Raw genomic sequence first — 26,118 nt, 5'->3', positions numbered from 1 at the left:
GGACGACAGGGGAGGGGCGCCGCGCACACCGCGCGGCGCCCCTCCGCTTTTGCGTCCGGGGGTCAGGAGAGGACGGGCGATTCCCGGCGCGCGAGGGCGACGACCCGTTCCGCGCCCGCCAGCACCGCCGGGTCCACGAAGCGGCCGTCCGGCAGGGCCACCGCCCCCGGGGAGCGGCGGGCCGCCGCGACGATCTCCTCGGCGGCGGTCACCTCAGCCGGGCCGGGCAGATAAGCCCGCTCGATCACCGGCAGCTGGCGCGGGTGGATCGCCGCCCGGCCCAGGAGGCCCAGCGCCCGCCCGCGCGCACAGGAGACGGCCAGCGCCTCCAGGTCCCGGATGTCGGGGAAGACCGACTGCGCGGGCGGGGCCAGACCCGCCGCCCGGGCCGCGATCACCACCCGCGAGCGCGGCCAGTCCAGCCCCGCCTCGGCGCTGATGCCCAGGTCGGCCCCGAGGTCGGCCTCGCCGAGGGAGAGCCCGCGCAGGGCGGGGTGCGCGCGGGCGATCTCGTACGCGCGTTCCACGCCCAGCGCCGACTCCAGCATGGCGTGGAGTGCCACCCCGCCGGTGCGGTCGGCGACCGCGGCGATCTGCTCCGGGGCCGTGATCTTCGGCAGCCGCAGCCCCGCCAGGCCGCGCAGCCCGGTCAGGGCGGTGAGGTCGGCGCCGGCCCAGGGGGAGTTCAGGGCGTTGACGCGGACGAAGACCGGGACCGGGGGCCGGTCGGCCAGCCGTTCCGCGGTGGCGGCGCGGGCGTACTCCTTGCGGGAGGCCGACACCGCGTCCTCCAGGTCGACGATGACGGCGTCGGCCCCGGAGTGCAGGGCCTTGGCGACCACCTCGGGGCGGTCGCCGGGTACGTAGAGCCAGGTCAGGATCACAGGGCCCCCTCCATCCGGAGTGCGCTGATCTCGGCCTCGGACAGGCCGAGTTCGGTGAGTACGGCGTCGGTGTCCGCGCCGTGCGGGCGGCCCGCCCAGCGGATCCCGCCGGGGGTCTCGGAGAGCCGGAACAGGACGTTCTGCATCCGGATCGGCCCGAGTTCGGGATCCTCGACCTCGGTGACGCTGTCCAGGGCCGCGAACTGCGGATCGGCCATGACGTCCCGTACGTCGTAGACCAGGGCCACGGCGGCCTCGGCCTCCTCGAAGGCGGCGACCACGTCGTCGGCCTTGTGGCGGCCGATCCAGCCGCCGACGGCCTCGTCGAGGACGGGCGCGTGCGCGGCCCGGCCGGAGCCCGTCGCGAACCACGGCTCGGCGATCAGCTCGGGCCGGCCGACGAGCCGCATGACGCGCTCCGCGATGGACTGCGCGGAGGTGGAGACCGCCAGCCAGCGGCCGTCGGCGCTGCGGTAGGTGTTCCGGGGGGCGTTGTTGGTGGAGCGGTTGCCGGTGCGCGGCTGGACGTAGCCGAGCTGGTCGTACCAGAGCGGGTGCGGGCCCAGCACGGTCAGGATCGGCTCGATGATGGCCAGGTCCACCACCTGCCCGTGTCCGGTGTGCCCGCGCCCGGCGAGCGCGGTCATCACGGCGTACGCGGTGGTCAGCGCGGCGATCGAGTCGGCGAGGCCGAAGGGCGGCAGGGTCGGCGGCCCGTCGGGCTCCCCGGTGATCGCGGCGAAGCCGCTCATCGCCTCCGCGAGGGTGCCGAAGCCGGGGCGGTGGGCGTACGGGCCCTGCTGGCCGAAGGCGGTGACGCGGGCCAGGACCAGCCGCGGGTTGGCGGCGGACAGTTCGGGCCAGCCCAGCCCCCACTTCTCCAGGGTGCCCGGGCGGAAGTTCTCGATGACCACGTCGGCGGTGGCGGCCAGCCGCAGCAGGGTCTCGCGCCCGCCGGGGGTGGACAGGTCGAGGGTCATCGTCCGCTTGTTCCGGCCGAGCAGCTTCCACCACAGGCCGATGCCGTCCTTGGCCGGGCCGTGGCCGCGCGAGGGGTCGGGGCGCACGGGGTGCTCGACCTTGACGACGTCGGCGCCGAAGTCGCCGAGCAGGGTGGCGGCGAGGGGCCCGGCGAAGAGGGTGGCGAGGTCCAGCACCCGCACTCCTTGCAGGGGCCCCTGCGCGGGGTTCACGAGGAGGCTCCGGGAGCCGGAGCCGGAGCCGGAGAGGGGGCGGAGCCGGCCGCGGCGAAGGCGTCCGTCTCGGCGCGGGTCGGCATCGAGTCCTGGGCTCCCGCGCGCTGGACGGAGAGCGCGGCCGCCGCCGAGGCCCAGCGCAGCGCCTCCGGCATCGGACGCCGCTCCCCGAGGGCCACCGCCAGCGCGCCGACGAAGGTGTCCCCGGCGGCGGTGGTGTCCACGGCCCGGACCCGGGGAGCGGGCACGGTCAGCGGCTCCCGACCGCGGGCGGCGTAGAGGGAGCCGGCCGCGCCGAGGGTGATGACGACCTCCGGTACGTCGCGCAGCAGCGCCTCGGCGGCCCCCAGGGGGTCGGTGAAGCCGGTCAGCGCCGCAGCCTCGTGCTCGTTGGGAACCAGGAGGTCCACCAACTCCAGCAGTTCGTGCGGCAGCATGCGGGCGGGGGCCGGGGTGAGGACCGTACGCACCCCCTGCGCGCGGGCGGCCGAGGCGCCCGCGAGGACGGCCTCCATGGGGAGTTCGAGCTGGAGCAGCAGGAGGTCGGCGGCGCCGATCCGCGCCGCGTCGCCCGCCTCCAGGCCGGTCACCCCGCCGTTGGCACCGGGGATGACGATGATGCTGTTGCCGCCCTCGTCGTCGACGGTGATGTGCGCGGTGCCGCTGGCGCCCTCGACGGTGCGCAGGGCCGCCGTCTCGACCCCGGCCGCGGTGAGCGCGGAGCGCAGCCGTACGCCGAACCCGTCGGCGCCGACCGCGCCGATCATCACCACCTCCCCGCCGCTGCGGGCGGCGGCGACGGCCTGGTTGGCGCCCTTGCCGCCGGGGACGGTGCGGAACGCGCGGCCGGTGACGGTCTCCCCGAGGCGGGGGGCCTTGGGGACGTAGGCGACGAGGTCCATGTTGGTACTGCCGAGCACGGCGATGGCCGTCATGGGCGGGCTGCCTCCTGTGCGGTGAGGTGGGCGAGGGCGTCGAAGCCGATGCCGTCGAAGCCGGGGACGGTGGTGGCGAGGCGGTTCTTGAGGGGGGCGGACCAGCGGTGCGGGACGCCGTGCGGGTCGACGAGCGCGGCGAGGGAGCCGGCGGTGGCGCCGTTGGAGTCGGTGTCCCAGCCACCGGACACGGCGCGGCACACGGAGCGGCTGAAGTCCCCGTCGGCGTGGGTGAGGGCGGCGGCGATCAGGGCGGTGTTGGGGACGGCGTGGACCCAGTGGTAGCGGCCGTAGCGCTCGTGGAGGTGGTCGACGACGCGGTCGAAATCGGCGTACCGGTGCGCGGTGTCGACGGCGTGGCGGACGGCCTCGGCGAGGCGCGAGCGGGGCGGTACGACGGCCAGCCCGGCCCGCAGCGCGGTGTGGACGTCGGCCCGGCCGCCGGCGGCCTCGGCGATGGCGGCGGCGCTGAAGAGGGCGGCGTAGAGGCCGTTGCCGGTGTGGGTGAGGGCGGCGTCCCGGTACGCCTGGGCCGCGGCGGCGGCCGGGTCGCCGGGGTTGGTCCAGCCGTGGACGTCGGCCCGGATGAGGGCGCCGATCCACTCGCGGAAGGGGTTGTGGTGGGTGGCGGTGGCCGGGGGCTCCAGCCCTTGGAGGAGGTTGCGGTACGCGAGGCGCTCGGCGGTGAAGGTCCGCCCGGCGGGCAGCTCGTCGAGCCAGAGCCGGCCGACGTCGGCGGTGGTGAAGCGCTTGCCGTGGCGCTGGAGCAGCCGGAGCCCGAGGAGGGGGTGGTTCAGGTCGTCGTCCTCGGGCATGCCGTCGATGTTCTCAGCGAGGGAGGTGGCGGCGGAACGCCGGTTCCAGGGATGGGCGGCCAGCAGCTCCGCGGGCACGCCGCGCTCGGTGAACCAGTCGTCGGGCGGCCAGTTCCCGGCGGCCCGGCCCAGCGCCCGGATCGCGTCCAGCGGCAGCTTCTCCACGGGCTTCCCGAGCAGGCAGCCGACGGCCCGACCCGTCCAGGCGGCTTCCAGCCGGGCCTCCAGTGCGGCCGACCGCCGCGGCGTCGCGCGGGCCGGGGCCGGGTGGTCCGGCCGGCGGGGTCCGCCGTGGTCAGGGGCGGTGTCGGCAGGCTGCACTGTGGGCCCGGGCCAGGTCGCCCGGATGTCGGGCCAGCGGGTGGGTTCGTCCGGGGACAGGGGGGACGGGAGGGCCGCGAGCTCGTCCAGCAGGCGGGAGGCCAGTGCGCGCAGCTCCGGCGGGGCCGGGACGCGCGAGGCGCCGGCCCGGTCGGGGGCGGGGGGCCCGCCGGCCGCGAGCCAGACGCGCAGCAGCGGCTCGGCGTCCCGTCCGTCCTCGGCGGCCTGGCGCAGCTCGTGCCCGACCAGGTCCTCCGGCTGGACCCAGGTGAGCCGTACGGACTCGGCCGGCCCGCTGTCCGGGGACGACGCAGGGCCTTCGGAGGCCATCGGCGCGCCCGGGGCCGCCCGTACGGCCGTCGGTGTGCCCGCGCCGTGGCCCGGGCGGGGAGCCGCCGCGCGGCCGCTCCCGGTGCGGGGCGCGGGACCCGGACCGCCGCCCCGGGGCGGCTCGGCGGCCGGCGCGGTGGCTCGGTCGCAGGCGGTCATCGGAGGTCCGCGAGGGCGAGGAAGGCCGATTCGTGGGCCCGGCGGCGGGTCCGGTCCCGCGTGAAGATCTCGCGGGTCACCGCGGCCAGTGCCGCCGCCGGGGCGTGCAGGTCGAGGCGGCTGGCCTCGGCCACCTCCTTGGCCCAGGCCGGCGGGACCGCCGAGACGCCCGACAGGGCTCCGGCGATCGCCCCCGCCATCGTGGCGATGGAGTCGCAGTCCCGGCCGTAGTTGACGGCGCCGAGCACCGAGCCCTCGTACACCCCGTCGGAGACCACCAGCATGCCGAGCGCGATCGGCAGTTCCTCGATGGCGTGGAGGCGGGAGGGGCGGCGGGCGCCGAGCGAGGGCGCGCGGTAGTCCGGCCCGACCGAGTCGTACGGGGCCACCGCCGCGCGGAGCGGGGCCAGGGCCGATGCGAAGTCCCGGTGGCGCGAGGCCGCTTCGCACACCGCCGCGATCGCGGCCCGCGTGCCGTCCTTGGCCAGCGCGAGGGCCGCGTCCACCACCGACGAAGCCGTCGCCCCCGGCACGCACGCCGCGGCCACCGCCGCCGCGAAGACGCCCGCCGCCTCCCGCCCGTACGAGGACTGGTGCGCCCCGGCGACGTCCAGCGCCTCCGCGTACGCGCCCGCCGGATTGCCCGCGTTGACGATGCCGACCGGCGCCATGTACATCGCCGCCCCGCAGTTGACGATGTTGCCGCTGCCCGCCTCGCGGGGGTCGACGTGCCCGTAGTGCAGGCGGCTGACGATCCACTTCTCCGCGAGGAAGATCCGCTGCAAGGGCAGGGCCTCCGCCTCCAGTTCGGGGATCCAGCGCGGGTTCGTCATCAGGTCCGGGACCAGGTGCTCGGCGATCGCGTACGCGTCCAGGTGGTCCCGTACGGCTTCGTAGACCCGTACCAGCGCGTGCGTCATGAGGGTGTCGTCGGTGACGTGGCCATCGCCCTTGTGGTACGGGGCGATGGGGCGGGCCGTGCGCCAGTCCTCGTGCCACGGGCCGACGATGCCGTGGACGCGGCCGCCGTGCCGTTCCACGATCTGGTCCGGGGACCAGCCCTCCACCGGGCCGCCGAGCGCGTCGCCGACGGCGGCTCCGACGAGGCAGCCGGCCGCCCGGTCTTCGAGAGTGAGCGTCATGTCCGAATCATCCCTTGGGTGAGGTGAGTTCCGTACGAGCGAGCAGCGCGGCGAGTTCGACGAGATCGGTGCCGGCGAGGCGGGGGAGGGAGCAGCCGGAGAGGGTGCGGCAGGCCTCGCGCCAGGCGGTCGGGATCGAGTCACCGCCGCCGAGGGCGCCGGTGAGCGCGCCGGCGAGGGCGGGTGCGGAGTCCGCGACGCGGGACAGGCAGGCGGCGGCCGGTACGGCCTCGGCGGCGCGGCCGCGGGCGGCGGTGGCCAGGGCGAGGGCGACGGGGACGGTCTCGGCGGCGGCGATGCCGTAGCTGTAGACGTGGTCCACGATCTCGTGCTCGAGGGTGGGGACGATGGCGAAGGCGCCGCCCTCGGCGTGGACGCGGGCGAGCTTGACGGCGTGGCGGGCGTTGCGGCCGATCTCGGTGGCCTCGGGGAGCTGGCCGAGGGCGGCGTCGACGGCGGTGTCGGTGTCGGCGCCGGCGAGGGCGGCCGCGATGGCGGCGGCCATGGCGCGGGCGCCGTGGACCCCGTCGCCGTCCTGGGTGTAGCGGGCGTCGAACTCGGCGAGGTCCGCGGCCGCGGCCGGGTCGCCGGGGTGGACGACGGCGAGGACGCAGGCGCGGACGCAGGCGGCGTCGTCGAAGTAGTGCGGGTTGTCGTGGCCGGTGGCGGGCGGGCGCAGGCCGGCGGCGAGGTTGCCGAGGCCGGCCCGGACGGAGATGCGGGCGCGCAGGGGCAGGACGGCGGACTCCACCTCGGGGGCGCGCTCGGCCGCCGCGGCGATCTCGCTGGCCAGGGCGTTCCAGGCGAGGTCGATGGCGGCCCGCATGCGGCGGGACCGGCTGAGGTCGCTGAGCAGCACGCCGGCCGCGGTGAGCACGGACTCGGCGGCGAAGGCGGCCCATTCGGCGTCGTCGGAGGGGCCGAGGCGCAGGGGTTCCGGGGGCTGGTTGAGGGCGATGGGGACGGGGAGGGTGGTGGTCTGGTTCTGCTCGGCGAAGGTGTCGAGCTCGCGGGTGAGGCGGCGGGTCCACTCGGGCATGCGGCTGGCGCGGTGGCGGGCGGCGGGCCACCCGGCGGCGTCGCCCGCGGCGAGCCCGAGCAGCACCCCTTCGATCCGCCGCACGTCGGTGGGGGGCTGCGCGGCCCCCGGGTGAGGGAGGGGGCCGGGGGCCCGCGCGGCCTCCGCGGCGGCGGTGCGCACCCCCGTGCCCGCCGCGGCGTCGACCGCCGGCGGGGTCGGGGGGACGGCGGGGGGCGTCACCGGGAGGGCTCGGATTCCGGGGTGAGGAGGTCCGCGATGTCCAGGACGTGGTAGCCGCGCATCGAGGGGAGGCAGGATCCGCGGACCGGGCCGATGGCCTTGGCCCACTCCTGCGGGATCGCGGTGACGCCCGACAGGGCGCCGGAGAGGGCGCCCGCCACCGCCGCCGTGGTGTCCGCGTCCCGGCCCATGTTCACCGCCGTGAGGACCGAGGAGACGAAGTCGCCGCCGCAGGTGGCGAAGGCGCCGAACGCCAGGCCCACCGCCTCCGGGGCCAGGTCCGTCCAGGGGTAGCCGCCGATCACCACGGCGGAGCGCACGGCCCGCTCGCCGCGCGGGGCCGCGGTCACGGCCCGGCGCAGGGAGCGGGCCGTCCACGAGTCGGACGGGATCACGGACAGGGCCGCGGAGATGACGGAGGCGGGCGAGCCGCCCGCCATGGCCGCCGCGACACCGGCCGCGACCGCCTGGCCTCCGTAGATGCCCTCCCCGTCGTGGCTGACCGAGCCGTCGATGGCGACGAGCCGGGCCGCTTCCGCCGGGCGCCCGGCCGCGAAGACGCCGAAGGGGGCCGCCCGCATGGCCAGGCCGTCCGACCAGGCGTGGCGGTGCTGGGCGGAGATGGGGGCGGCCAGGCCGCGGCGGAGGTTCTCCAGCGTGCCGCGCTCGCTGAAGCCCGCGCCCCGGAACGGCCCCTCGTCGAGGTCGGCGATCCAGTGGTGCCAGGCCCGCTCGACGTGCGAGACGGTCAGCGCCGATCCGTGCCGGGCCAGCAGCAGCCCCGAGAAGATCGCGTACTCGGTGTCGTCGGTGCCCGCCGGATCGTCCGACACGAAGCCCTCGATGCGGCCCCATTTCGCCCGGATCTCCGAGGGCTTCATGTTCTCGGCGGGGGCGCCGAGCGCGTCCCCCGCCGCGAGGCCGAGAAGAGCGCCCCTGGCCCGTTCGAGGAGGACCTGCGGATTGCATGCAATCAGCTTCATCGGCTCCATGGCGCGCCTCTCCCACTGTGGATGGGGCTCATCATGAGCCCTTGGGGGATTTGTGCCATGGCATGTGGTTTGTCGCTTGTCGCGAAACACCCCGCCCAGGCCCCCGTCACCCGGTCGCCGACCCGCGAAACCCCAGGTAAGTACGGCCTTCCTTGCTGGCGGGCGGCAGAAATCGTGCGTAGTTTCGAGGTGTTCCGGGGGTGTGGGCGCCCGCGCGTCGCGCAGGGCTTGGTTCCGCGTACCCGCTCGTACAAAAGGGGAGGAATCCATCATGTCCATCATCGACATCGAAGCGCCGCTGCACACCGCCCACCGCGACAACCACACCCATCGCGATGTCAACGGCGGATGGCTGCGACCGGCCGTTTTCGGGGCCATGGACGGGCTCGTCTCCAACCTCGCGCTGATGACCGGCGTGGCCGGCGGCGCCGTCGCCCCGCAGACCATCGTCATCACCGGACTGGCGGGCCTCGCGGCCGGAGCCTTCTCGATGGCGGCCGGCGAGTACACCTCCGTCGCCTCGCAGCGCGAGCTGGTCCTCGCCGAACTTGACATAGAACGGCAGCAGTTGCGCAAGCACCCCGTCGACGAGATGGAGGAGCTGGCCGAGCTGTATGTATCGCGCGGCGTCGAGCCGTCGCTCGCCCGCGAGGTCGCCATGCAGCTGTCCCGGGACCCCGAGCAGGCGCTGGAGATCCACGCCCGCGAGGAGCTCGGGATCGACCCCGACGACCTGCCCTCGCCGGCGGTCGCCGCGGTCTCGTCCTTCGGCTCCTTCGCGCTGGGCGCGCTGCTCCCCGTACTGCCGTACCTGCTCGGCGCCACGTCGCTGTGGCCGGCGGTGCTGCTCGCGCTGGCCGGGCTCTTCGCGTGCGGCGCGATCGTCTCCCGGGTCACCGCGCGGACCTGGTGGTACAGCGGCCTGCGGCAGCTGCTGCTGGGCGGTGCGGCCGCGGGTGTGACGTACGTCCTGGGAACCTGGATCGGCGGAGCCGTAGGCTGACCGCGCAAGCAGTGAGACACTATGCAGCCCGTGACATAAGTAGTCCGTTACCCGGCGGTTTCGATCCCATGTCCGCCGGGCATCAGACCAGGGCGCCGCGCGCCGGGCAACGATGCCCGCCCCGCTGCGAAAGTCTGCACTTTCTGCTGCGTGCAGTGTCCGCATGGTGAAACGCCGTATCCGCTTCTCGGGATTGCCGTCATCATGTAACCTGCACGAAATTTCGCAGAGGGCCAACGTCGTCCCTCGGCTATGACACATATGCCGCTACGACGACGGGAGAGCCGATGCGTTCCGCATCCACGCACTCCGCGACCGGCCTCAGCACCACCGCCTGGTCGCCCATGGACGGTCGCCCCGCCCAGCAGGGCATGTACGACCCGCGCAACGAGCACGACGCCTGCGGCGTCGGCTTTGTGGCCAACCTCAGCGGCGAGGCCAGCCACACGCTGGTCGAGCAGGCGCTGACCGTATTGCGGAACCTCGAGCACCGAGGCGCCACCGGATCCGAGCCCGACTCGGGCGACGGCGCCGGAATCCTCTCCCAGGTCCCGGACGCGTTCCTGCGCGAGGTGGCCGGATTCGCGCTCCCCGAGGCCGGCGCGTACGCCGTCGGCATCGCCTTCCTCCCCGCCGACGGCACCGCACAGGCCGTCGCCGTGGAGCAGATCGAGGCCATCGCCGCCGAGGAGAACCTGACGGTTCTCGGCTGGCGCGAGGTCCCGGTCACCCCGGACCTGCTCGGCAACGGCGCCCGCGCCACCATGCCGGCCTTCTCCCAGATCTTCGTCGCCGACGGCGAGAGCACGGACATCGCGCTCGACCGCAAGGCGTTCGTGCTGCGCAAGCGCGCCGAGCGCGAGGCCGGGGTCTACTTCCCGTCGCTCTCCGCCCGCACCATCGTCTACAAGGGCATGCTGACCACCGGCCAGCTGGAGCCCTTCTTCCCGGACCTCTCCGACCGCCGCTTCGCCTCGACGCTGGCCCTGGTCCACTCGCGGTTCTCGACCAACACCTTCCCGTCCTGGCCGCTGGCCCACCCGTACCGCTTCGTCGCGCACAACGGCGAGATCAACACGGTCAAGGGCAACCGCAACTGGATGAAGGCCCGCGAGTCCCAGCTGGCCTCCGAGGTCTTCGGCGAAGGCGCCCTGGAGCGGATCTTCCCGATCTGCACCCCGGACGCCTCCGACTCGGCCTCCTTCGACGAGGTCCTGGAGCTCCTGCACCTCGGCGGCCGCTCGCTGCCCCACGCGGTGCTCATGATGATCCCGGAGGCCTGGGAGAACCACACCTCCATGGACCCGGCCCGCCGCGCGTTCTACCAGTACCACTCCACGCTGATGGAGCCCTGGGACGGCCCGGCCTGCGTCACCTTCACCGACGGCACCCAGGTCGGCGCGGTCCTCGACCGCAACGGTCTGCGCCCCGGACGCTACTGGGTCACCGACGACGGCCTCGTCGTCCTCTCCTCCGAGGTCGGCGTCCTCGACATCGACCCGGCCAAGGTCGTCCGCAAGGGCCGCCTCCAGCCCGGCAAGATGTTCCTCGTCGACACCGCCCAGAAGCGGATCATCGAGGACGACGAGATCAAGGCCGGCCTGGCCGACGCCGCGCCCTACGCGGACTGGCTGGAGTCCGGCGAGATCGAGCTGACGGACCTGCCCGAGCGCGAGCACATCGTCCACACCCACGCCTCGGTCACCCGCCGCCAGCAGACCTTCGGCTACACCGAGGAAGAGCTGCGCGTCATCCTCGCGCCGATGGCCCGTACCGGCGGCGAGCCGCTCGGCTCCATGGGTACGGACTCCCCGATCGCGGCCCTGTCCGAGCGCCCCCGGCTGCTCTTCGACTACTTCACGCAGCTCTTCGCGCAGGTCACCAACCCGCCGCTGGACGCCATCCGCGAGGAGCTCGTCACCTCGCTGCTGTCCTCGCTGGGCCCGCAGGGCAACCTGCTGGACCCGACCGCCGCGTCCTGCCGCAGCGTCACCCTGCCCTTCCCGGTGATCGACAACGACGAGCTGGCCAAGCTCATCCACGTCAACGCCGACGGCGACATGCCGGGCATGAAGGCCGCCACCCTCTCGGGTCTCTACCGGGTCTCCGGCGGCGGCGAGGCGCTGGCCGCCCGCCTGGAGGAGATCCGCGGCGAGGTCGACGCGGCCATCGCCAACGGGGCGCACCTGATCGTCCTCTCGGACCGCCACTCGGACGCCGAGCACGCGCCGATCCCCTCGCTGCTGCTCACCTCCGCCGTGCACCACCACCTCATCGCCACCAAGCAGCGCACCCAGGTGGGGCTGCTGGTCGAGGCCGGCGACGTCCGCGAGGTCCACCACGTCGCGCTGCTCATCGGCTACGGCGCCGCCGCCGTGAACCCGTACCTCGCCATGGAGTCCGTCGAGGACCTGCTGCGCGCCGGTACGTTCCTGTCCGGCCTGGAGCCGGAGCAGGCCATCAAGAACCTGATCTACGCGCTCGGCAAGGGCGTCCTGAAGGTCATGTCCAAGATGGGCATCTCCACCGTCGCCTCCTACCGCGGCGCCCAGGTCTTCGAGGCCGTCGGCCTGAACGAGGAGTTCGTCGCGGCCTACTTCCAGGGCACCGCCACCAAGATCGGCGGCGCGGGCCTGGACGTCATCGCCAAGGAGGTGGCCGCCCGCCACGCCAAGGCGTACCCGGCCTCCGGCATCGCGGCCACGCACCGCGCGCTGGAGATCGGCGGCGAGTACCAGTGGCGCCGCGAGGGCGAGCCGCACCTGTTCGACCCGGAGACGGTCTTCCGCCTCCAGCACGCCACCCGCAACCGCCGGTACGACATCTTCAAGAAGTACACGGACCGGGTGAACGAGCAGTCCGAGCGCCTCATGACGCTCCGCGGGCTCTTCGGCTTCAAGACGGAGGACCGGCCCTCGATCTCCATCGACGAGGTCGAGTCGGTCGCCGACATCGTCAAGCGCTTCTCCACCGGCGCCATGTCGTACGGCTCCATCTCGCGCGAGGCGCACGAGACCCTCGCCATCGCCATGAACCAGCTGGGCGGCAAGTCCAACACGGGTGAGGGCGGCGAGGACCCGGACCGCCTGTACGACCCGGCGCGGCGTTCGTCGATCAAGCAGGTCGCCTCCGGCCGCTTCGGCGTGACGAGCGAGTACCTGGTCAACGCGGACGACATCCAGATCAAGATGGCGCAGGGCGCCAAGCCCGGCGAGGGCGGCCAGCTGCCCGGCCACAAGGTCTACCCGTGGGTCGCCAAGACCCGGCACTCCACCCCGGGCGTCGGCCTGATCTCCCCGCCGCCGCACCACGACATCTACTCCATCGAGGACCTGGCTCAGCTGATCCACGACCTCAAGAACGCCAACCCGGCCGCGCGCATCCACGTGAAGCTGGTGTCGGAGGTCGGTGTCGGCACCGTCGCCGCGGGTGTCTCCAAGGCCCACGCGGACGTCGTCCTCATCTCCGGCCACGACGGCGGTACGGGCGCCTCCCCGCTGACCTCGCTCAAGCACGCGGGCGGCCCCTGGGAGCTCGGCCTCGCCGAGACCCAGCAGACCCTGCTGCTCAACGGGCTGCGCGACCGCATCGTCGTCCAGACCGACGGCCAGCTCAAGACCGGTCGGGACGTGGTCATCGCCGCGCTGCTCGGCGCCGAGGAGTTCGGTTTCGCGACCGCGCCGCTCGTCGTCTCCGGCTGCATCATGATGCGCGTCTGCCACCTGGACACCTGCCCGGTCGGCATCGCCACGCAGAACCCGGTCCTGCGCGACCGCTTCTCCGGCAAGCCCGAGTTCGTCGTGAACTTCTTCGAGTTCATCGCCGAAGAGGTCCGCGAGATCCTCGCCGAGCTGGGCTTCCGTACGATCGAGGAGGCCGTCGGCCACGCCGAGCTCCTCGACACCAGCAAGGCCGTCACGCACTGGAAGGCGCAGGGCCTCGACCTGGAGCCCCTCTTCCACGTGCCGGCGCTGCCCGAGGGCGCGGTCCGCCACGCCCTGATCGAGCAGGACCACGGTCTGGAGAAGGCCCTCGACAACGAGCTGATCAAGCTCGCGGCCGACGCGCTGAACGCCGAGACCGCCGAAGCCGCCCAGCCGGTCCGCGCGCAGGTCGCCATACGGAACATCAACCGGACCGTCGGCACCATGCTCGGCCACGAGGTCACCAAGAAGTTCGGCGGTGCGGGCCTGCCCGAGAACACCATCGACCTGACCTTCACGGGCAGCGCCGGCCAGTCCTTCGGCGCCTTCCTGCCGCGCGGCGTGACGCTGCGCCTGGAGGGCGACGCCAACGACTACGTCGGCAAGGGCCTGTCGGGCGGCCGGGTCGTGGTCCGCCCGGACCGCGGCGCCGACCACCTCGCCGAGTACTCGACCATCGCCGGCAACACCATCGGCTACGGCGCCACCGGCGGCGAGATGTTCCTGCGCGGCCGCACCGGCGAACGCTTCTGCGTCCGCAACTCCGGCGCCCTGGTCGTCTCGGAGGGCGTGGGCGACCACGGCTGCGAGTACATGACCGGCGGCCGGGCCGTCGTCCTCGGCGAGACGGGCCGCAACTTCGCGGCCGGCATGTCGGGCGGCGTCGCATACGTCGTCGACCTCGACATCAACAACGTCAACGTCGGCAACGCGGGCGCGGTCGAAACCCTCTCCGACGCCGACAAGCAGTGGCTGCACGATGTGGTGCGCCGCCACGAGGAGGAGACCGGCTCGACCGTGGCCGCGAAGCTCCTGGCTGACTGGGACGCCGCGGCGGCCCGCTTCAGCAAGATCATCCCGACCACGTACAAGGCAGTGCTCGCCGCCAAGGACGCCGCTGAGCTGGCCGGACTCTCGGAGTCCGAGACCACGGAGAAGATGATGGAGGCGGCGACCCATGGCTGACCCGAAGGGCTTCCTCACCACCCCGCGCGAGACCGCCTGTTCCCGTCCGGTCGCCGACCGGCTCAAGGACTGGAACGAGGTCTACGTCCCGGGCTCGCTGCTCCCGATCATCAGCAAGCAGGCCGGCCGCTGCATGGACTGCGGCATCCCGTTCTGCCACAACGGGTGCCCGCTCGGGAACCTGATCCCGGAGTGGAACGACTTCGCGTACCGCGAGGACTGGTCGGCGGCGTCGGAGCGGCTGCACGCCACGAACAACTTCCCGGAGTTCACGGGCCGGCTGTGCCCCGCTCCGTGCGAGTCGGCGTGCGTGCTCGGCATCAACCAGCCGGCCGTCACGATCAAGAACGTCGAAGTCTCGATCATCGACAAGGCGTGGGACAACGGCAACGTCACCCCGCAGCCGCCGGAGCGGCTGTCGGGCAAGACGGCGGCCGTCATCGGTTCGGGCCCGGCCGGCCTGGCCGCGGCCCAGCAGCTGACCCGGGCCGGCCACACCGTGGTGGTGTACGAGCGCGCGGACCGCATCGGCGGGCTGCTGCGGTACGGCATCCCCGAGTTCAAGATGGAGAAGGTGCACATCAACCGCCGCATCGAGCAGATGCGCGCGGAGGGCACCAAGTTCCGCACGGGTGTGGAGATCGGCCGCGACCTGGACGCCGTACAGCTGCGCAAGCGGTTCGACGCCGTCGTCATCGCGGCGGGCGCCACGGTCTCCCGCGACCTGCCGGTCCCGGGGCGCGAGCTGCGCGGCATCCACTTCGCGATGGAGTACCTCCCGCTCGCGAACAAGGTCCAGGAGGGCGACTTCGTGGCGCCCCCCATCACGGCCGAGGGCAAGCACGTGGTCGTCATCGGCGGCGGCGACACGGGCGCGGACTGCGTGGGCACGGCCCACCGCCAGGGCGCCCTGTCCGTCACGCAGCTGGAGATCATGCCGCGCCCGTCGGAGGACCGGCCCGCGGGCCAGCCGTGGCCGACCTTCCCGATGCTGTACAAGGTCACCTCGGCGCACGAGGAGGGCGGCGAGCGGATCTACTCCGTCTCCACCACCCACTTCGAGGGCGACGAGGACGGCAACGTCCAGGCGCTGCACCTGGTCGAGGTGGAGTTCAAGGACGGCAAGCTGGAGCAGAAGCCGGGCACCGAGCGGGTCCTCCCGGCCCAGCTGGTCACCCTGGCGATGGGCTTCACCGGCACCGACCAGGCCAACGGCCTGGTGGGCCAGTTCGGCCTGGAGCTGGACGAGCGCGGCAACGTCGCGCGCGACGCGTCGTACGCGACCAACGTCGACGGCGTCTTCGTGGCCGGCGACGCCGGCCGCGGCCAGTCGCTGATCGTCTGGGCGATCGCGGAGGGCCGCTCGGCGGCCCGAGGCGTCGACCGCTACCTCACCGGCACGAGCGCCCTCCCGTACCCCGTCAAGCCGACGGACCGCTCCCTGATGGTGTGACCCGTCAGGGCCCCTCCCTGCGGGGAGGACCCCTCATACGGTCCGTACAACGAGGTACGGAACTCTGACACAGCGCCCGCCATGGCTCCTTCCGGACGCCGTGCTCGCACCGCTCGGCCGCAGGCGGCCTCCCGGGCTTCGCCCGGCTGCGCCGGCCTCCGGCCGTCGGCGCGCGGCCGGGGTCACGGGCAGCACCCCTCCCTGCGGGGAGGACCCCTCATACGGTCCGTACAACGAGGTACGGAACTCTGACACAGCGCCCGCCATGTCCCCGACCAGGGATGGCGGGCGCTGTGGCGTGTTGCGGGATCTCGAGGTCTTCGCCGGGGGTGGGGACGGTGACGGTCTTGCTCGGACAAGTCGTCCGGTCCACCCTCCGGTACTGCCTTGTCCGCCGGGTTCCAGGTCCCCTCACGAGGGTGCGGGGCCCGGCATCCGATCCATGTGGTCCGTGTCCATCGGCGCGTACGAGGTGTCGAGGCCCGGGAGCAGCCAGTCGTGGAACGGCGCGAGCAGCGCCAGGACCAGGAAGGCGGCACCGACCGCCCAGGCGAGCCACGGGCCCTGCCGCCACAGCTTCTCCAGGAAGATCACGGCGGACAGCCCCGCCATGGCGGCCACGTTCATCACCCCGAGCGGAATCAGGATGATCATCAGCCCCCAGCAGCAGCCCACGCAGTACGTCCCGTGGTGCGCCCCCACGCGCAGGTCCTTGGCCCGGGGGCGGAAGCGGGAGTACCGCAGCAGCTGGAACATCGGGCTGCGGCAGTGCCTCAGGCAGACCGACTTCAGGGGCCCGAACTGCTGGACGGCCGCCAGCACGAAGACGCCCGCACCGATCCAGCGGCCCGCCCCCGGGTGGGCGTCGAGCAGCCGGTCGGTCGCGGCGAGCAGCCCGTACGCGACCAGCCCGAACGCCGTCCACGCGAGCAGGTAGCCGAGGAGGAACTCGCCGGTCCGGACCACGCGGACCGGGCCGGCGGACGTACGGCCGATGGCCCGTACCCAGGTCACGGCGACCGGCGCCACCGACGGCAGCATCATCGCCGCCATCATGACCACCCACAGCAGCAGGAACGGGGGCAGCGCCATGCCCATCGTGCCGGAGCCGGTGCCCATCTCGCGGGACTGCGCGACGGTCAGGGCCCAGGCCAGCGCGGCGAGCAGGGTCAGCAGGATCCAGGCGAAGGCCAGCTCGCGCCTCGGCAGGAGGACGCCCGGCCCGGTGGGGGCCGGTGGCGCCAGTCGGATGTGCGGCACGGCGATCCTCCCGAACGCGCGAGGGCACCTCCAGCACAGCACAGAACCGCGGCCGGTGCCCGCCCGGCCTGGTCTGCCCGCCGTACAGGGTGGAGAATGGTCCCAGGGGCCTCCTGAGGAGGCGGGAGCATGTCCGAGACCACGGCGACCGTTCCGAGATGGCACGTTGCGGGGGACTGGTTTGATACGTGCAGGTGCAATGTCCCCTGCCCCTGTACCTTCGCGCAGCCGCCCACCTTCGGGGCGTGTGACGGCGTCCTCGCCTGGCACGTCAATGCGGGGAGCTACGGCGACGTGCCGCTGGACGGGCTCAACGTGCTGATGCTCGCCTCCTTCGTCGGCAACGTGTGGGGCGAGCACTCCGACGCGTACGCGGCCGTCTTCCTCGACGAGCGCGCGGACGAAGCGCAGCGCACGGCGCTCCAGATGATTTTCGGCGGCCAGGCCGGCGGCTGGCCCTCGCAGCTGGTGGGCACGCTCGGGCCCGAGGTGCGGGGCATGGACTTCGCCCCCGTCGAAATCGAGGTCGACGAGGACCTCGGCAGCTGGCGGGCCGTGATCCCGGGCCGGGTGGAGGCCGGTGCCGTGGCGCTCGGCGGGCCGACGACACCGGAGGGCGCGCGCGTCCAGTCGGTCAACATGCCGGGCTCCGAGACCGGCCCGGGCCAGGTCGTGACGTGGGGCCGGGCGACGGTGGACCGGGCCGACGCGTTCGGCTTCCAGTGGAGCCGCGAGGGCCAGTCCAGCAAGCACATCCCCTTCGACTGGAGCGGTCCCGATTCCTGATGGGCCGTCAAGAGGTGGGTGTGAGGGGCGGCGTGGGGTCGTAGCGCTGTCCGTCACGAGAGGGCTTGTCGGCGGGATGGCGATCAGGACGCGGTGCGGGTACTGCGCACGGGCCGGCCGGGCTCGGACGGTGCGGGGCCGACCGTCGCCGACGGCCTGGGCGTGGCCCGGGGCGATTCGCTCGTGTGGGTGATGCGTGCCCAGGGTGGCCGGCGCCCGGGAGTCGTGGATCTTCGAGTGGGACGCCTCTCCGTAGGCCGTACGGCCCATCTGCGTTGTCACTCAGCGCAGTTGAGGAGCCGAGCGGTCTGGTAACTGTGGGGCGCATGCCCTCCAAGATGATGTTGTCCTGCCTGCTCGGAGCCGCTCTGCTCTCGCCCGCCTCGCCCGCCTCGCCCGCCTCGCCCGCCGACGCCGGCGGGCGGACCGTCGATTACCACGGGCTGCGCCTCACCGTCCCCGGGCACTGGCGGGTCGTCGACCTCAACCGGAAACCCGGTGCCTGTCTGCGCCTCGACCTGCCCACCCTCTACCTCGGGCACGCCGGCACCCAGGCCGAATGCACCGGCCGTGCCGTCCGCGGCCGCGCCGACACCCTGCACCTGGAGCCGCTCGACGGCGCCCCGCAGCGGGCCGACATCCCGACCGTGCGCGTCGAGGGTCCCGGCGGGATCCCGGTGCCGCGGAGTGACAGCAACGAGGTCCGGTACGCGCTGCGCCGGTCCGGGGTGATGGCCACCCTCTCGTACGGGACCGCCCCCGACGCCGTACGCGACCTCCTGGCCGGGGCCCGGACCGGGGACTCCGCCGCCCCCGCCACCCCCGCCGCCCCCGGGGCCCCCGGCGCACCCGCTGATCCCGCGTCGGCCGTCACCGGCCCGAAGCCCGTCCGCGCCCAGGAGCCCTTCACCGGCGCCGGTTTCGACGCCTGCACCGCCCCGACCCAGAGAGCCATGGACAGCTGGCGGGCCACCTCCCCCTTCGGCGCCGTCGGCATCTACATCGGCGGCCGCGCCCGCGCCTGCGCCCAGCCGCGGCTCACCGCCGGCTGGGTCCGGCGGCAGGCCGAGGCGGGCTGGCACCTCATGCCGCTCTGGGTCGGCCCGCAGCCGTGGAACAATCCGGCCACCGGCCTGTCGCCCGACCCCTCCCAGGCGAACCAGGAGGGCATGGAGGCAGCCGAAGGCGCCGTCACGGTGGCCCGGTCCCTGGGCCTGGCGGAGGGCACGGTGCTCTACAACGACCTGGAGAACTACACCGACCGCACCACCTGGGACCCGCCGGTCGTCGCCTACCTCACCGCCTGGACGGTCCGGCTGCACGAGCTCGGCTACCGCGCAGGCGCCTACGTCGCGGCGAGCTCCGGGGCCAAGGCGCTCAGCGCCCACCACGACCAGGCCCCGGACGCCATGCCCGACGTGCTGTGGGTCGCCGTCTGGAACGGCAGGGCGTCGGTCTCCGACGCCGACACGGGCCTGCCCGCCCGTACGCACCAGTGGGCCGGCCGCCGCCGCGCCCACCAGTACCGCGGCGACCACGACGACACCCACGACGGGGTCACCCTCAACATCGACAGCAGCTGGATCGACATCGACCCCGCCGCGTCGAGCGGTCCCGCCCGGCGCCGGTCCCTCTTCAGCTAGCCGGCTCCTCGCGCGGGGGTTCGTCGTCGTTGCCCCGGCGGATGGTGCGCAGGCCGTGCGCCGGGGTCCACGTGCGGACCACCAGGTCGTCGCCGTCGATGCCGATGTGGACCACCTCCGTCAGGTCCGCGTGGAAGAGGTGGAAGGGGTGCGGGGTCTCCGTCTCCTCCGCGTACCGGTGCAGCTCGGGCGGATCCAGCAGCTCGATCGCGCGCCCGGAGATCCGTACGTCCCCGTCCGGCATCGTCTCGCCGTCGCCGGGGTTGGTGTGCAGGGCGAAGCGGGGGTCGCGCTGGAGGTCCTTGGCCTTCATCGAGCCCGGCATCATCCCGAGCCACAGCTCGCCGCCGCGGATGTCGACGTTCAGTCCGGCCAGCCGCGGGGAGCCGTCCTTGCGGAGCGTGCCGAGGACGTGGTGCGGGTACTGCGCGAAGCGGGCCCGGACGGTAGCCGCGAGTTCCGGTTCCTGTTTCTCGAACGCTGCCCAGTTGTTCGTGGTCGTCATACGTCCATCAAAGCGCGTGGCACCGGCGGTCGTCGCTCAGGCGCGCACGATGCCGGCCGCGCGCGCCGACGCCAGCCAGGACGGGAACTCCATGACCAGACGGTCGAACAGCACCGGGTCCGGGACCTCCCGCGGGTCCGGGCCCGCGTGGAAGTAGCCCGCGTTGTCCACCACCCGCCGGTCCGGTACGGGCAGTTCGTCCAGCCTCCGCAGGAAGTCGAACTGCGAGCTGCGCGTCCGGCCGAAGCCGACGAACTGCCAGAACAGCGGGAGCCGGGCCGCCTTGCACAGGTACCGCTCCGCCGCCGGCTTGTTGATCGGACCGCCGTCCGTCTGGAAGACGACGAGTGCCGGATCGGCCGACCCCGAATCCAGGTAGTGGTCGATCACCGCGTCCATCGCCGCGTCGTACGCCGTCTTGCCCATGTGGCCCAGGCGGGAGGTGATCGCGGCGATCCGCCCCTGGTGCCCGGCGAGCGGGATCTCCTCCACCGCGTCGACCCCGGTGGAGAAGAACACCGCCGGTACGCGGCCGTCGTCGTCGAGGTGCGCCGACAGGCCCAGCACCCGGTCGGCGAAGGCCTGCACGGTGCCGTCCCGGTAGTACGGGCGCATCGACCCCGAGTGGTCCAGGACCAGGTACACCGCGGCGCGCACGCCCTCCAGGCCGTGCTTGCGGAGCGAGATCCCGGCGCTCTTGTAGAGGTTCACGAGCGCGGGAGCGGTCGCTTCCATCGTGCGGAGGTCGATCGCGCTGCCCGTCATGGCCCGAGGGTACGTCAGCCGCCGTTCTCCAGGGCCGCGATGTCGTCGAGCATCGCGGCCGCGAGCGCGGCCTCGGAGGCGTAGTGGCGCTCCGCCCACGTGAGGGTGAGCCGGGGGTGGGCCCAGGCGGGCTCGTCCAGGGCGGCCTCCGCGTCGGCCGCCGCGCGCCGGCGCATCTCTTGCGCGAACTCCTGGTGCCGGAGCAGGACTTCGCGCATCTGATCGGGTTCCAGCAGATGGCCCAGCCACAGCCGCAGCATCGGCCCGTGCTTGAGGACGGGCGGGTCGACCGGGGTCTCGCGGGCCCATTCCCGTACGGCCGCCATGCCCTCGTCGGTGATCCGGTACACCCGCTTGTCGCGGGCGCCGGTCTCCTGGGCGACCAGTCGGGAGGAGGCGTAACCGGCCTTCTCCAGGCGCTTGAGCTCGCTGTAGATCTGGCTGAAGGACGGGCTCCAGTAGAAGAAGCCCAGGGACCGGTCCGACCACTTCTTCAGGTCGTAGCCGGAGAGCTCCTCCCCGAAGGAGAGCAGCCCGAGCACCGCCCAGCCGGTCGCCGGGAGGGTGCGCCCGCTCTTCTCGTCTGCCACGCAGCGCAGTCTACGACCGGTGTCCGCGCCCTCCCTTCCTTCGGTCAGATGTGACTGCTAGAAGTATTTCTATTAGGTCTATCGGAGGGGTGGTGGGCGGATGGTCTCGCTGGACGGGAAGGTCGTCGTCATCACGGGCGCCGGCCGCGGGCAGGGCGCGGCCGAGGCCCGGTTGTGCGCGCAGGCCGGTGCGCGGGTGGTCGTCACGGACGTACGGGAGGAGGAGGGCCGGGCGGTCGCGTCCTCGCTGGGTGACCAGGGGCTGTACGTACGGCACGACGTGGCCGGGGCGGACGGCTGGGCGGTGGTCGTGCGGGAGGCCGTACGGGCCTTCGGCACGATATCGGCGCTGGTCAACAACGCGGCGGTGTGGCGCACGGCCCACGTGGAGCGGCAGCGGCCCGAGGAGTTCGAGGCGCTGCTGCGGGTGAACCTGCTGGGGCCGTTCCTCGGCATCCAGGCGGTGGCGCCGGTGCTGCGGGCGGCCGGGGGCGGCTCGATCGTGAACATCTCCTCCACGGCCGGGCTGGTCGGCATCCCCGGCCACGCGGCGTACGGGGCCTCCAAGTTCGGGCTGCGCGGGCTGACCCGCTCGGCGGCGCTGGACCTGGCGGGGGACCGGATCCGGGTCAACTCGGTGCATCCGGGGGCGATCGACACGCCGATGGTGTCGGCGGTCGCCGGGCAGGACTGGTCGCACGTGCCGCTGGGCCGGATGGGGCGGCCGGAGGAGGTCGGGGAGCTGGTGCTGTTCCTCTGCTCGGACGCGTCCTCGTACGTGACGGGTACGGAGTTCGCGGTGGACGGGGGGATGACGGCGCGATGAGGGGGAGCGTGGCGGGCGAGGGCGAGGGCGAGGGCGAGGGCGAGGGCGAGGGCGTGGGCGTGGGCGTGGGCGTGGGGGGTGGGGGCGTGGTGAGCGGCTCCCTGTCGCCCGCGGCCCGGGCGCTGTGCGATGCGATGGCGGCGGCCTTCCCGGGGCCGGGGGACGTGACGGCCCTGCGGGCGGCGACCGGTGGCGGCCGGCCGGCGGAACCGGAGGTGGCCTCGGTCCGCGACGGCGAGGCCGACGGGGTCCCGGTCCGGGTCTACGATCCCGCGCCGGGCGGGGCGGGCCGGCCGCTGGTGGTGTTCTTCCACGGCGGGGGCTGGGTGATGTGCGGGCTCGGCACGCACGACGCGACGTGCCGGTCGCTGGCCGCCGGGTCGGGCGCGGTGGTGGTCTCCGCCGACTACCGCCTGGCCCCCGAACACCCCTGGCCGGCAGCGCCGGACGACGCGCTGACCGTACTGCTGTGGGCGAGGGCGCAGGCGGCCGCGCTGGGCTGCGATCCGGGCCGGGTGGTGGTGGCGGGGGACTCCAGCGGGGGCAACCTGGCGGCGGTGACCGCGCTGCGGGCGTCGGAGCTGGTGGCGGGGCAACTGCTGGTGTACCCGCCGCTGGACGCGGCGGCGGCGACGGCGGTGACGGCTGCGGCCACGGCTACGGCTGCAACGACCGCGACGGCTACCGCGTCCGCGGCCGCGTACGGCGAGGGCCACTTCCACACCGCGGCCCACATGGCCTGGTACTGGGATCAGTACGGCGGCGACCCCGCGCACCCGCACGTCTCGCCGCTGCGCGCCCCCGACCTGTCGGGCCTCCCGCGCACGCTGCTGGTGCTGGCGGACTGCGATCTGCTGCGGGACGAGGGACTGGCGTACGCGCGCCGGCTGGGCGCGGCGGGGGTGGACTGCGCGGTGCACCTGTACCCGGGGGTCTTCCACGGATTCCTCGGCCTGCCGCTCCCGGCCGGGCGGGCGGCCCTGGCGGCCGCCGCGGCCTGGCTGCGGGCCACGGAGTAAGGGGAGCCGCGGCGAACGGGAGCGGCGGCGTACGGGTGCCGCGGTGTACGGGAGCGGCGGTGTACGGGAGCGGCGGCGGGCCGCGCCCCGCGACGGCCGCCTACCGCGAGGAGGTGTCCGGCGCCGCCCCAGCGGCCGGCTTCCCGACGGGCAGCTCCCGTACGGGCAGCTCCCGTACGGGCAGCTCCCGTTCGGCGACCTCCCGGAAGCCGCGGGGCGGGCGGCCGGTGAGGCGCTCGACGGTGTCGGTCGTACGGTCCTCGGCTCCCTCGGCGATGGCGCGGTCCATGCCGGCCAGCATCGCGGCGAACTCCGCCGGGATGACCGCGGCCAGCCGCTCCCGCATGGCGTCGTACGTCAGCTGGCGGTGGACCACCGGGCGGCCGGTCACCTCCGTGAGGATCGCGGCGACCTCGTCGTGACTGAGCGCCTCCGGCCCGGTGAGGACCAGGTCGGCGTCGGGCGCGCGGTCGTCGGTGAGGGCCCGTACGGCGACCGCGGCGATGTCCTCGGCGTCGACGAAGCCGACCCGGCCCGTCCCGGCCGCGGTCAGGATGGCTCCGTCGGCGCGGATGCCGTCGGCGTGGGCGTGCGTGCCGGTGAAGTTCTGCATGAACCAGGAGGGGCGCAGGACCGCCCACTCGTCGAACAGGCCGGGCAGGGCCTGGTGCACCATCCCCACCGCCGGGCCGCCCGCGGGGATGGCCGAGGAGCTGAGGAGTACGCCGCGGCGTACTCCGGCGGCGCGGGCCCGTTCCAGGAAGGGCAGCATGACCGCGGCCGGGTCCGGGTCGCCGATGGGCGGGACGAGGTAGACGCGGTCGGCCCCGCCGAGCGCATCGCCGTACGTGGCGGGGTCGTACCAGTCGAAGCGGACCGGCTCGGCGCCGGGGAGCGGGGTGGCCGCGCGGCCGGCCGCCTTGACCCGCCGGCCGTCGGCGACCAGCTGCGCGACGGTGCGGCTGCCCGTGGTTCCGGTGGCGCCGATGACCAGGGTGGCGGCGTTGGCGGTGGCGGTCATCAGGCGGCGCTCCTCGTGTCGTCCGCAGGGAAGTCCAGCCCCGGCTCGCGGACGGCGAGCGGGTTCCAGTAGTCGCGGTATGAGGTGAACCGCCCGTCCTGGACGGTCACGACGGCGATGTACGTCATGTCGAAGGGGCTCCCGGTCGCGACGATGCGGCCCACGCCGCGCATCTCGACCACGATCGTCGCCGGGTCGGCGGTCTCGTGGATCCACAGGGCGGGGAAGTCGTGCAGGTCGATGTGGTCGGGGTAGTCGCGCATGTAGTCGGCGATGGCCGCCCGCCCCTCCAGCCGCCCGGGCCAGCCGGGGGGAGCGAACGGGAACTCCATGGAGCCGTGCTCGGACCACAGGCCGACCCAGGAGGCGATGTCCTTGTCGAGGAGCAGGCGCAGGCTGTGGCGGTAGAGATCCGAGGGGGAGGAGGGTACGGGTGGTGCGGGCGAGGTGCTCGCGGGCATGGCGGTTCTCCGTTCGGCGCGATACGGACCGATGGTCCGTTTCTCCTGGCCGAAGATACGGACCGTCGGTCCGCATTGCAACCGGGGGTGCGGCCGCGGGAGGAAATGCGGCCCGGCCGGGCGGAATTCGCCGCGGTGCCGCTCGCCGCCGGGATGCGGCGGGCATGATGTGCCCATGTCGATGTTGCTCCGCAACGTGCTTGTCCTGGCGGTGGAGTTCGGCGCCGCGCTGATGCTGCGCGAGCCGGACGCCCGGTGGATCCCGGTGCTGCTGGCCGTCTTCGTCGTCGGCTCGGGAGTGCTGCACGGCACCGAGGCCGAGTTCGTACCCCGCTTCCTGGTCGCGCTGACCGCGGTGGGCGTCGCCGAACTGGGCGGCCGGGCCTGGGCTTCGCCCGACGCCCTGACGACGGCCGGAACCGGGGCCGCGATCCTGCTGGCGGTCCAGACGCTGGTCCTGGTCCGCTACTCCCTCCGGCGGCCGCGCCCCCGCCGCCGCCCCGCCTGACCCAAATCCGCTGGTCGGGCGGGCGCCCCTGCCCCTAGGGTCGATCCTCATGTCCCCGACGTCCACGAACGCGCACACGACCACGAACACGGCCACGACCACGCTCTGGCGCCCGACGGGTCCGGTGGAGCTCGACCTCGTCCGCGCGCTCGACTGGCGGGCCTGGCCGCCCCGGCTGCCGGAGCAGCCGATCTTCTACCCCGTCCTGAACGAGGACTACGCGACCCGCATCGCCCGCGACTGGAACGTCAAGCACGACGGGGCGGGCTTCGTGACGCGCTTCGAGGTGGACACCCGGTTCCTGGCCCGGTACCCGGTCCGGCAGGCGGGTGGGGAGACGATCCTGGAGCTGTGGGTGCCGGCGGAGGAGCTGGACGAGTTCAACGCGCACATCGTGGGCCGGATCGAGGTCGTCCGCGCGTTCCGTTGAGCCGGGCGCCGGGCCGGGCGCCGGGAAGTGCCGACGAGGCCTGGTCCGGGGAGCCGTGATCGAAAACAATGGCGGTATGACGTCCACGCCCCGCATCCGTGCCAGGTCCTTCGATGCCGCCGCCGCGCTTTACTCGGCGAACCGGCCCGGCTATCCCGCGGAACTGTTCGACGCCCTCGAAGCACTCGCCGGCCGGGGCCTGCGCGGGGCCAGGGTGGCTGACGTGGGCGCCGGGACCGGGATCGCCACCGGGCTGCTGCGCGCCCGCGGGGCGGACGTGGTCGCCGTCGAACCCGGCGACGGCATGGCCGCCGAGTTCCGGCGCGCGAACCCCGGGATCGCGCTCGTGCGCGGGGACGGAGACCGGCTGCCGCTCGTCACCGCCGGGTTCGACTTCCTCACGTACGCCCAGGCCTGGCACTGGACCGACCCAGCCCGCTCGGTCCCCGAGGCCCGCCGCGTCCTGCGGCCCGGCGGCGCGCTCGCGCTCTGGTGGAACGACATGGACTCCGCCGTCCCCTGGATCGCCGAGCAGGACGAGCGGATCCGGACCCTGTTCGACGCCGCCGGGCTCGGCTACCGCACCCTGCCTCCCGAGCCGGCGTTCACCACGCGCGAGGTCCGCTGGTCGCGCCGGATCCCGCTCGACGTCCACCTCGCCAACCACGCCAGCCATTCCGCCTTCCTGATGCTCGGACCGGCCGGCACACGGGAGTTCCTCGACGCGGAGCGGGCCCGGCTGACCGCCCTGTTCCCCGACGGGACGGTCGAGGAGCGCTACGTCGTCACCCTCGCCGTGGCCGTCATGTGAGCCGCCGTCTCACCGCGACCGTCCTCGTGCCCCCGCTCTCGCGACCCCCGGCTCTGGTGGCCCCCGCTCTCGCGACCCCCGGCTCTGGTGGCCCCCGCTCTCGCGACCCCCGC

The 26,118-nt window shown here is 73.9% G+C and carries 23 protein-coding genes; 10 read left to right on the top strand and 13 right to left on the bottom strand.

What is annotated here, in order from left to right:
* Window positions 1-62: 62 nt before the first annotated feature.
* The 7 genes from ADK52_RS10815 to ADK52_RS10785 all read right to left on the bottom strand — a co-directional run bounded on the left by ADK52_RS10815 (window position 63) and on the right by ADK52_RS10785 (window position 8,026).
* On the bottom strand, window positions 63-884 hold the full coding sequence (locus ADK52_RS10815) for an HpcH/HpaI aldolase/citrate lyase family protein (protein WP_053689544.1): 822 nt from the start codon (window positions 882-884) through the stop codon (window positions 63-65).
* Window positions 881-2,077, bottom strand: a complete 1,197-nt coding sequence (locus ADK52_RS10810; RefSeq protein ID WP_053689543.1) for a CaiB/BaiF CoA transferase family protein — start codon at window positions 2,075-2,077, stop codon at window positions 881-883. Before ADK52_RS10810 ends, ADK52_RS10815 begins: the two co-directional genes overlap by 4 nt.
* Window positions 2,074-3,015, bottom strand: a complete 942-nt coding sequence (gene rbsK, locus ADK52_RS10805; RefSeq protein WP_053689542.1) for a ribokinase — start codon at window positions 3,013-3,015, stop codon at window positions 2,074-2,076. Before rbsK ends, ADK52_RS10810 begins: the two co-directional genes overlap by 4 nt.
* The gene (locus ADK52_RS10800; protein ID WP_053689596.1) at window positions 3,012-4,481 is read right to left on the bottom strand and encodes an ADP-ribosylglycohydrolase family protein; all 1,470 of its coding nucleotides are present in this window, start codon (window positions 4,479-4,481) and stop codon (window positions 3,012-3,014) included. The genes rbsK and ADK52_RS10800 overlap by 4 nt, the downstream gene beginning before the upstream one ends.
* A gap of 155 nt (window positions 4,482-4,636) precedes the next feature.
* Window positions 4,637-5,782, bottom strand: a complete 1,146-nt coding sequence (locus ADK52_RS10795; RefSeq protein ID WP_053689541.1) for an ADP-ribosylglycohydrolase family protein — start codon at window positions 5,780-5,782, stop codon at window positions 4,637-4,639.
* A gap of 7 nt (window positions 5,783-5,789) precedes the next feature.
* Window positions 5,790-6,905 (bottom strand): ADP-ribosylglycohydrolase family protein, encoded by a 1,116-nt coding sequence (locus ADK52_RS10790; protein ID WP_053689595.1) that lies wholly within the window; start codon window positions 6,903-6,905, stop codon window positions 5,790-5,792.
* A 134-nt stretch (window positions 6,906-7,039) separates the two neighbouring features.
* On the bottom strand, window positions 7,040-8,026 hold the full coding sequence (locus ADK52_RS10785) for an ADP-ribosylglycohydrolase family protein (RefSeq protein WP_053689594.1): 987 nt from the start codon (window positions 8,024-8,026) through the stop codon (window positions 7,040-7,042).
* A 280-nt stretch (window positions 8,027-8,306) separates the two neighbouring features.
* Here ADK52_RS10785 and ADK52_RS10780 point away from each other — a divergent pair, with 280 nt between their 5' ends.
* From ADK52_RS10780 to ADK52_RS10770, 3 genes are all read left to right on the top strand, one after another.
* Complete coding sequence (locus tag ADK52_RS10780) at window positions 8,307-9,038, top strand: VIT1/CCC1 transporter family protein (RefSeq protein ID WP_053689540.1); 732 nt, start codon at window positions 8,307-8,309, stop codon at window positions 9,036-9,038.
* A 344-nt stretch (window positions 9,039-9,382) separates the two neighbouring features.
* Window positions 9,383-13,927, top strand: a complete 4,545-nt coding sequence (gene gltB / locus ADK52_RS10775; RefSeq protein ID WP_199828481.1) for a glutamate synthase large subunit — start codon at window positions 9,383-9,385, stop codon at window positions 13,925-13,927.
* Entirely contained in the window at window positions 13,920-15,380 is a 1,461-nt protein-coding gene (locus tag ADK52_RS10770; RefSeq protein ID WP_053689538.1) for a glutamate synthase subunit beta, read from the top strand. Before gltB ends, ADK52_RS10770 begins: the two co-directional genes overlap by 8 nt.
* A gap of 411 nt (window positions 15,381-15,791) precedes the next feature.
* Here the strand turns inward: ADK52_RS10770 and ADK52_RS10765 are convergent, their stop codons facing one another.
* Entirely contained in the window at window positions 15,792-16,640 is an 849-nt protein-coding gene (locus tag ADK52_RS10765) for a DUF2182 domain-containing protein (protein ID WP_063783813.1), read from the bottom strand.
* Between the two features lie 129 nt (window positions 16,641-16,769).
* On the opposite strand from ADK52_RS10765, the gene ADK52_RS10760 reads away from it, so the two are divergent.
* The gene (locus tag ADK52_RS10760) at window positions 16,770-17,426 is read left to right on the top strand and encodes a DUF1326 domain-containing protein (RefSeq protein ID WP_053689537.1); all 657 of its coding nucleotides are present in this window, start codon (window positions 16,770-16,772) and stop codon (window positions 17,424-17,426) included.
* A 326-nt stretch (window positions 17,427-17,752) separates the two neighbouring features.
* Complete coding sequence (locus ADK52_RS10755) at window positions 17,753-19,069, top strand: DUF1906 domain-containing protein (protein ID WP_053689536.1); 1,317 nt, start codon at window positions 17,753-17,755, stop codon at window positions 19,067-19,069.
* Here the strand turns inward: ADK52_RS10755 and ADK52_RS10750 are convergent.
* From ADK52_RS10750 to ADK52_RS10740, 3 genes are read right to left on the bottom strand one after another with little or no spacing between them, the layout of a single operon-like run.
* On the bottom strand, window positions 19,062-19,574 hold the full coding sequence (locus ADK52_RS10750; RefSeq protein ID WP_053689535.1) for a pyridoxamine 5'-phosphate oxidase family protein: 513 nt from the start codon (window positions 19,572-19,574) through the stop codon (window positions 19,062-19,064). The two genes, ADK52_RS10755 and ADK52_RS10750, sit on opposite strands and share 8 nt — an antisense overlap.
* A gap of 36 nt (window positions 19,575-19,610) precedes the next feature.
* Window positions 19,611-20,339 carry a VWA domain-containing protein gene (locus tag ADK52_RS10745; protein ID WP_053689534.1) on the bottom strand — a complete coding sequence of 243 codons (729 nt, stop codon included), beginning with the start codon at window positions 20,337-20,339 and terminating at the stop codon, window positions 19,611-19,613.
* A gap of 14 nt (window positions 20,340-20,353) precedes the next feature.
* The gene (locus ADK52_RS10740) at window positions 20,354-20,929 is read right to left on the bottom strand and encodes a PadR family transcriptional regulator (protein ID WP_053689533.1); all 576 of its coding nucleotides are present in this window, start codon (window positions 20,927-20,929) and stop codon (window positions 20,354-20,356) included.
* 100 nt (window positions 20,930-21,029) lie between these two features.
* Here ADK52_RS10740 and ADK52_RS10735 point away from each other — a divergent pair, with 100 nt between their 5' ends.
* Together ADK52_RS10735 and ADK52_RS10730 are read left to right on the top strand one after the other, a co-directional pair.
* Window positions 21,030-21,755, top strand: a complete 726-nt coding sequence (locus tag ADK52_RS10735; protein WP_053689532.1) for an SDR family NAD(P)-dependent oxidoreductase — start codon at window positions 21,030-21,032, stop codon at window positions 21,753-21,755.
* On the top strand, window positions 21,752-22,774 hold the full coding sequence (locus tag ADK52_RS10730; protein WP_078988236.1) for an alpha/beta hydrolase: 1,023 nt from the start codon (window positions 21,752-21,754) through the stop codon (window positions 22,772-22,774). The genes ADK52_RS10735 and ADK52_RS10730 overlap by 4 nt, the downstream gene beginning before the upstream one ends.
* A gap of 100 nt (window positions 22,775-22,874) precedes the next feature.
* On the opposite strand, the gene ADK52_RS10725 is transcribed toward ADK52_RS10730, so the two are convergent.
* A complete protein-coding gene (locus ADK52_RS10725; protein WP_078988235.1) occupies window positions 22,875-23,795 on the bottom strand; it encodes an NAD(P)H-binding protein in 921 nt (306 codons plus the stop codon).
* Window positions 23,795-24,256: a nuclear transport factor 2 family protein gene (locus tag ADK52_RS10720; RefSeq protein ID WP_053689531.1), complete on the bottom strand. Its 462-nt coding sequence runs from the start codon at window positions 24,254-24,256 to the stop codon at window positions 23,795-23,797. The genes ADK52_RS10725 and ADK52_RS10720 overlap by 1 nt, the downstream gene beginning before the upstream one ends.
* A gap of 175 nt (window positions 24,257-24,431) precedes the next feature.
* Between ADK52_RS10720 and ADK52_RS10715 the strand changes: the two genes are divergently transcribed.
* From ADK52_RS10715 to ADK52_RS10705, 3 genes are all read left to right on the top strand, one after another.
* Window positions 24,432-24,764 (top strand): hypothetical protein, encoded by a 333-nt coding sequence (locus ADK52_RS10715; RefSeq protein ID WP_053689530.1) that lies wholly within the window; start codon window positions 24,432-24,434, stop codon window positions 24,762-24,764.
* A gap of 49 nt (window positions 24,765-24,813) precedes the next feature.
* A complete protein-coding gene (locus ADK52_RS10710) occupies window positions 24,814-25,194 on the top strand; it encodes a hypothetical protein (protein WP_053689529.1) in 381 nt (126 codons plus the stop codon).
* Window positions 25,195-25,270: 76 nt separating this feature from the next.
* Window positions 25,271-26,005, top strand: coding sequence for a class I SAM-dependent methyltransferase (locus tag ADK52_RS10705; protein WP_053689528.1), 735 nt, complete (start codon window positions 25,271-25,273; stop codon window positions 26,003-26,005).
* Window positions 26,006-26,118: the final 113 nt, after the last annotated feature.

This window comes from Streptomyces sp. WM6372, assembly GCF_001279655.1.
Lineage (GTDB): Bacteria > Actinomycetota > Actinomycetes > Streptomycetales > Streptomycetaceae > Streptomyces.
The sequence above is the reverse complement of the archived record's forward strand: the minus strand, read 5'-3'. Positions and strand labels throughout refer to the sequence as shown.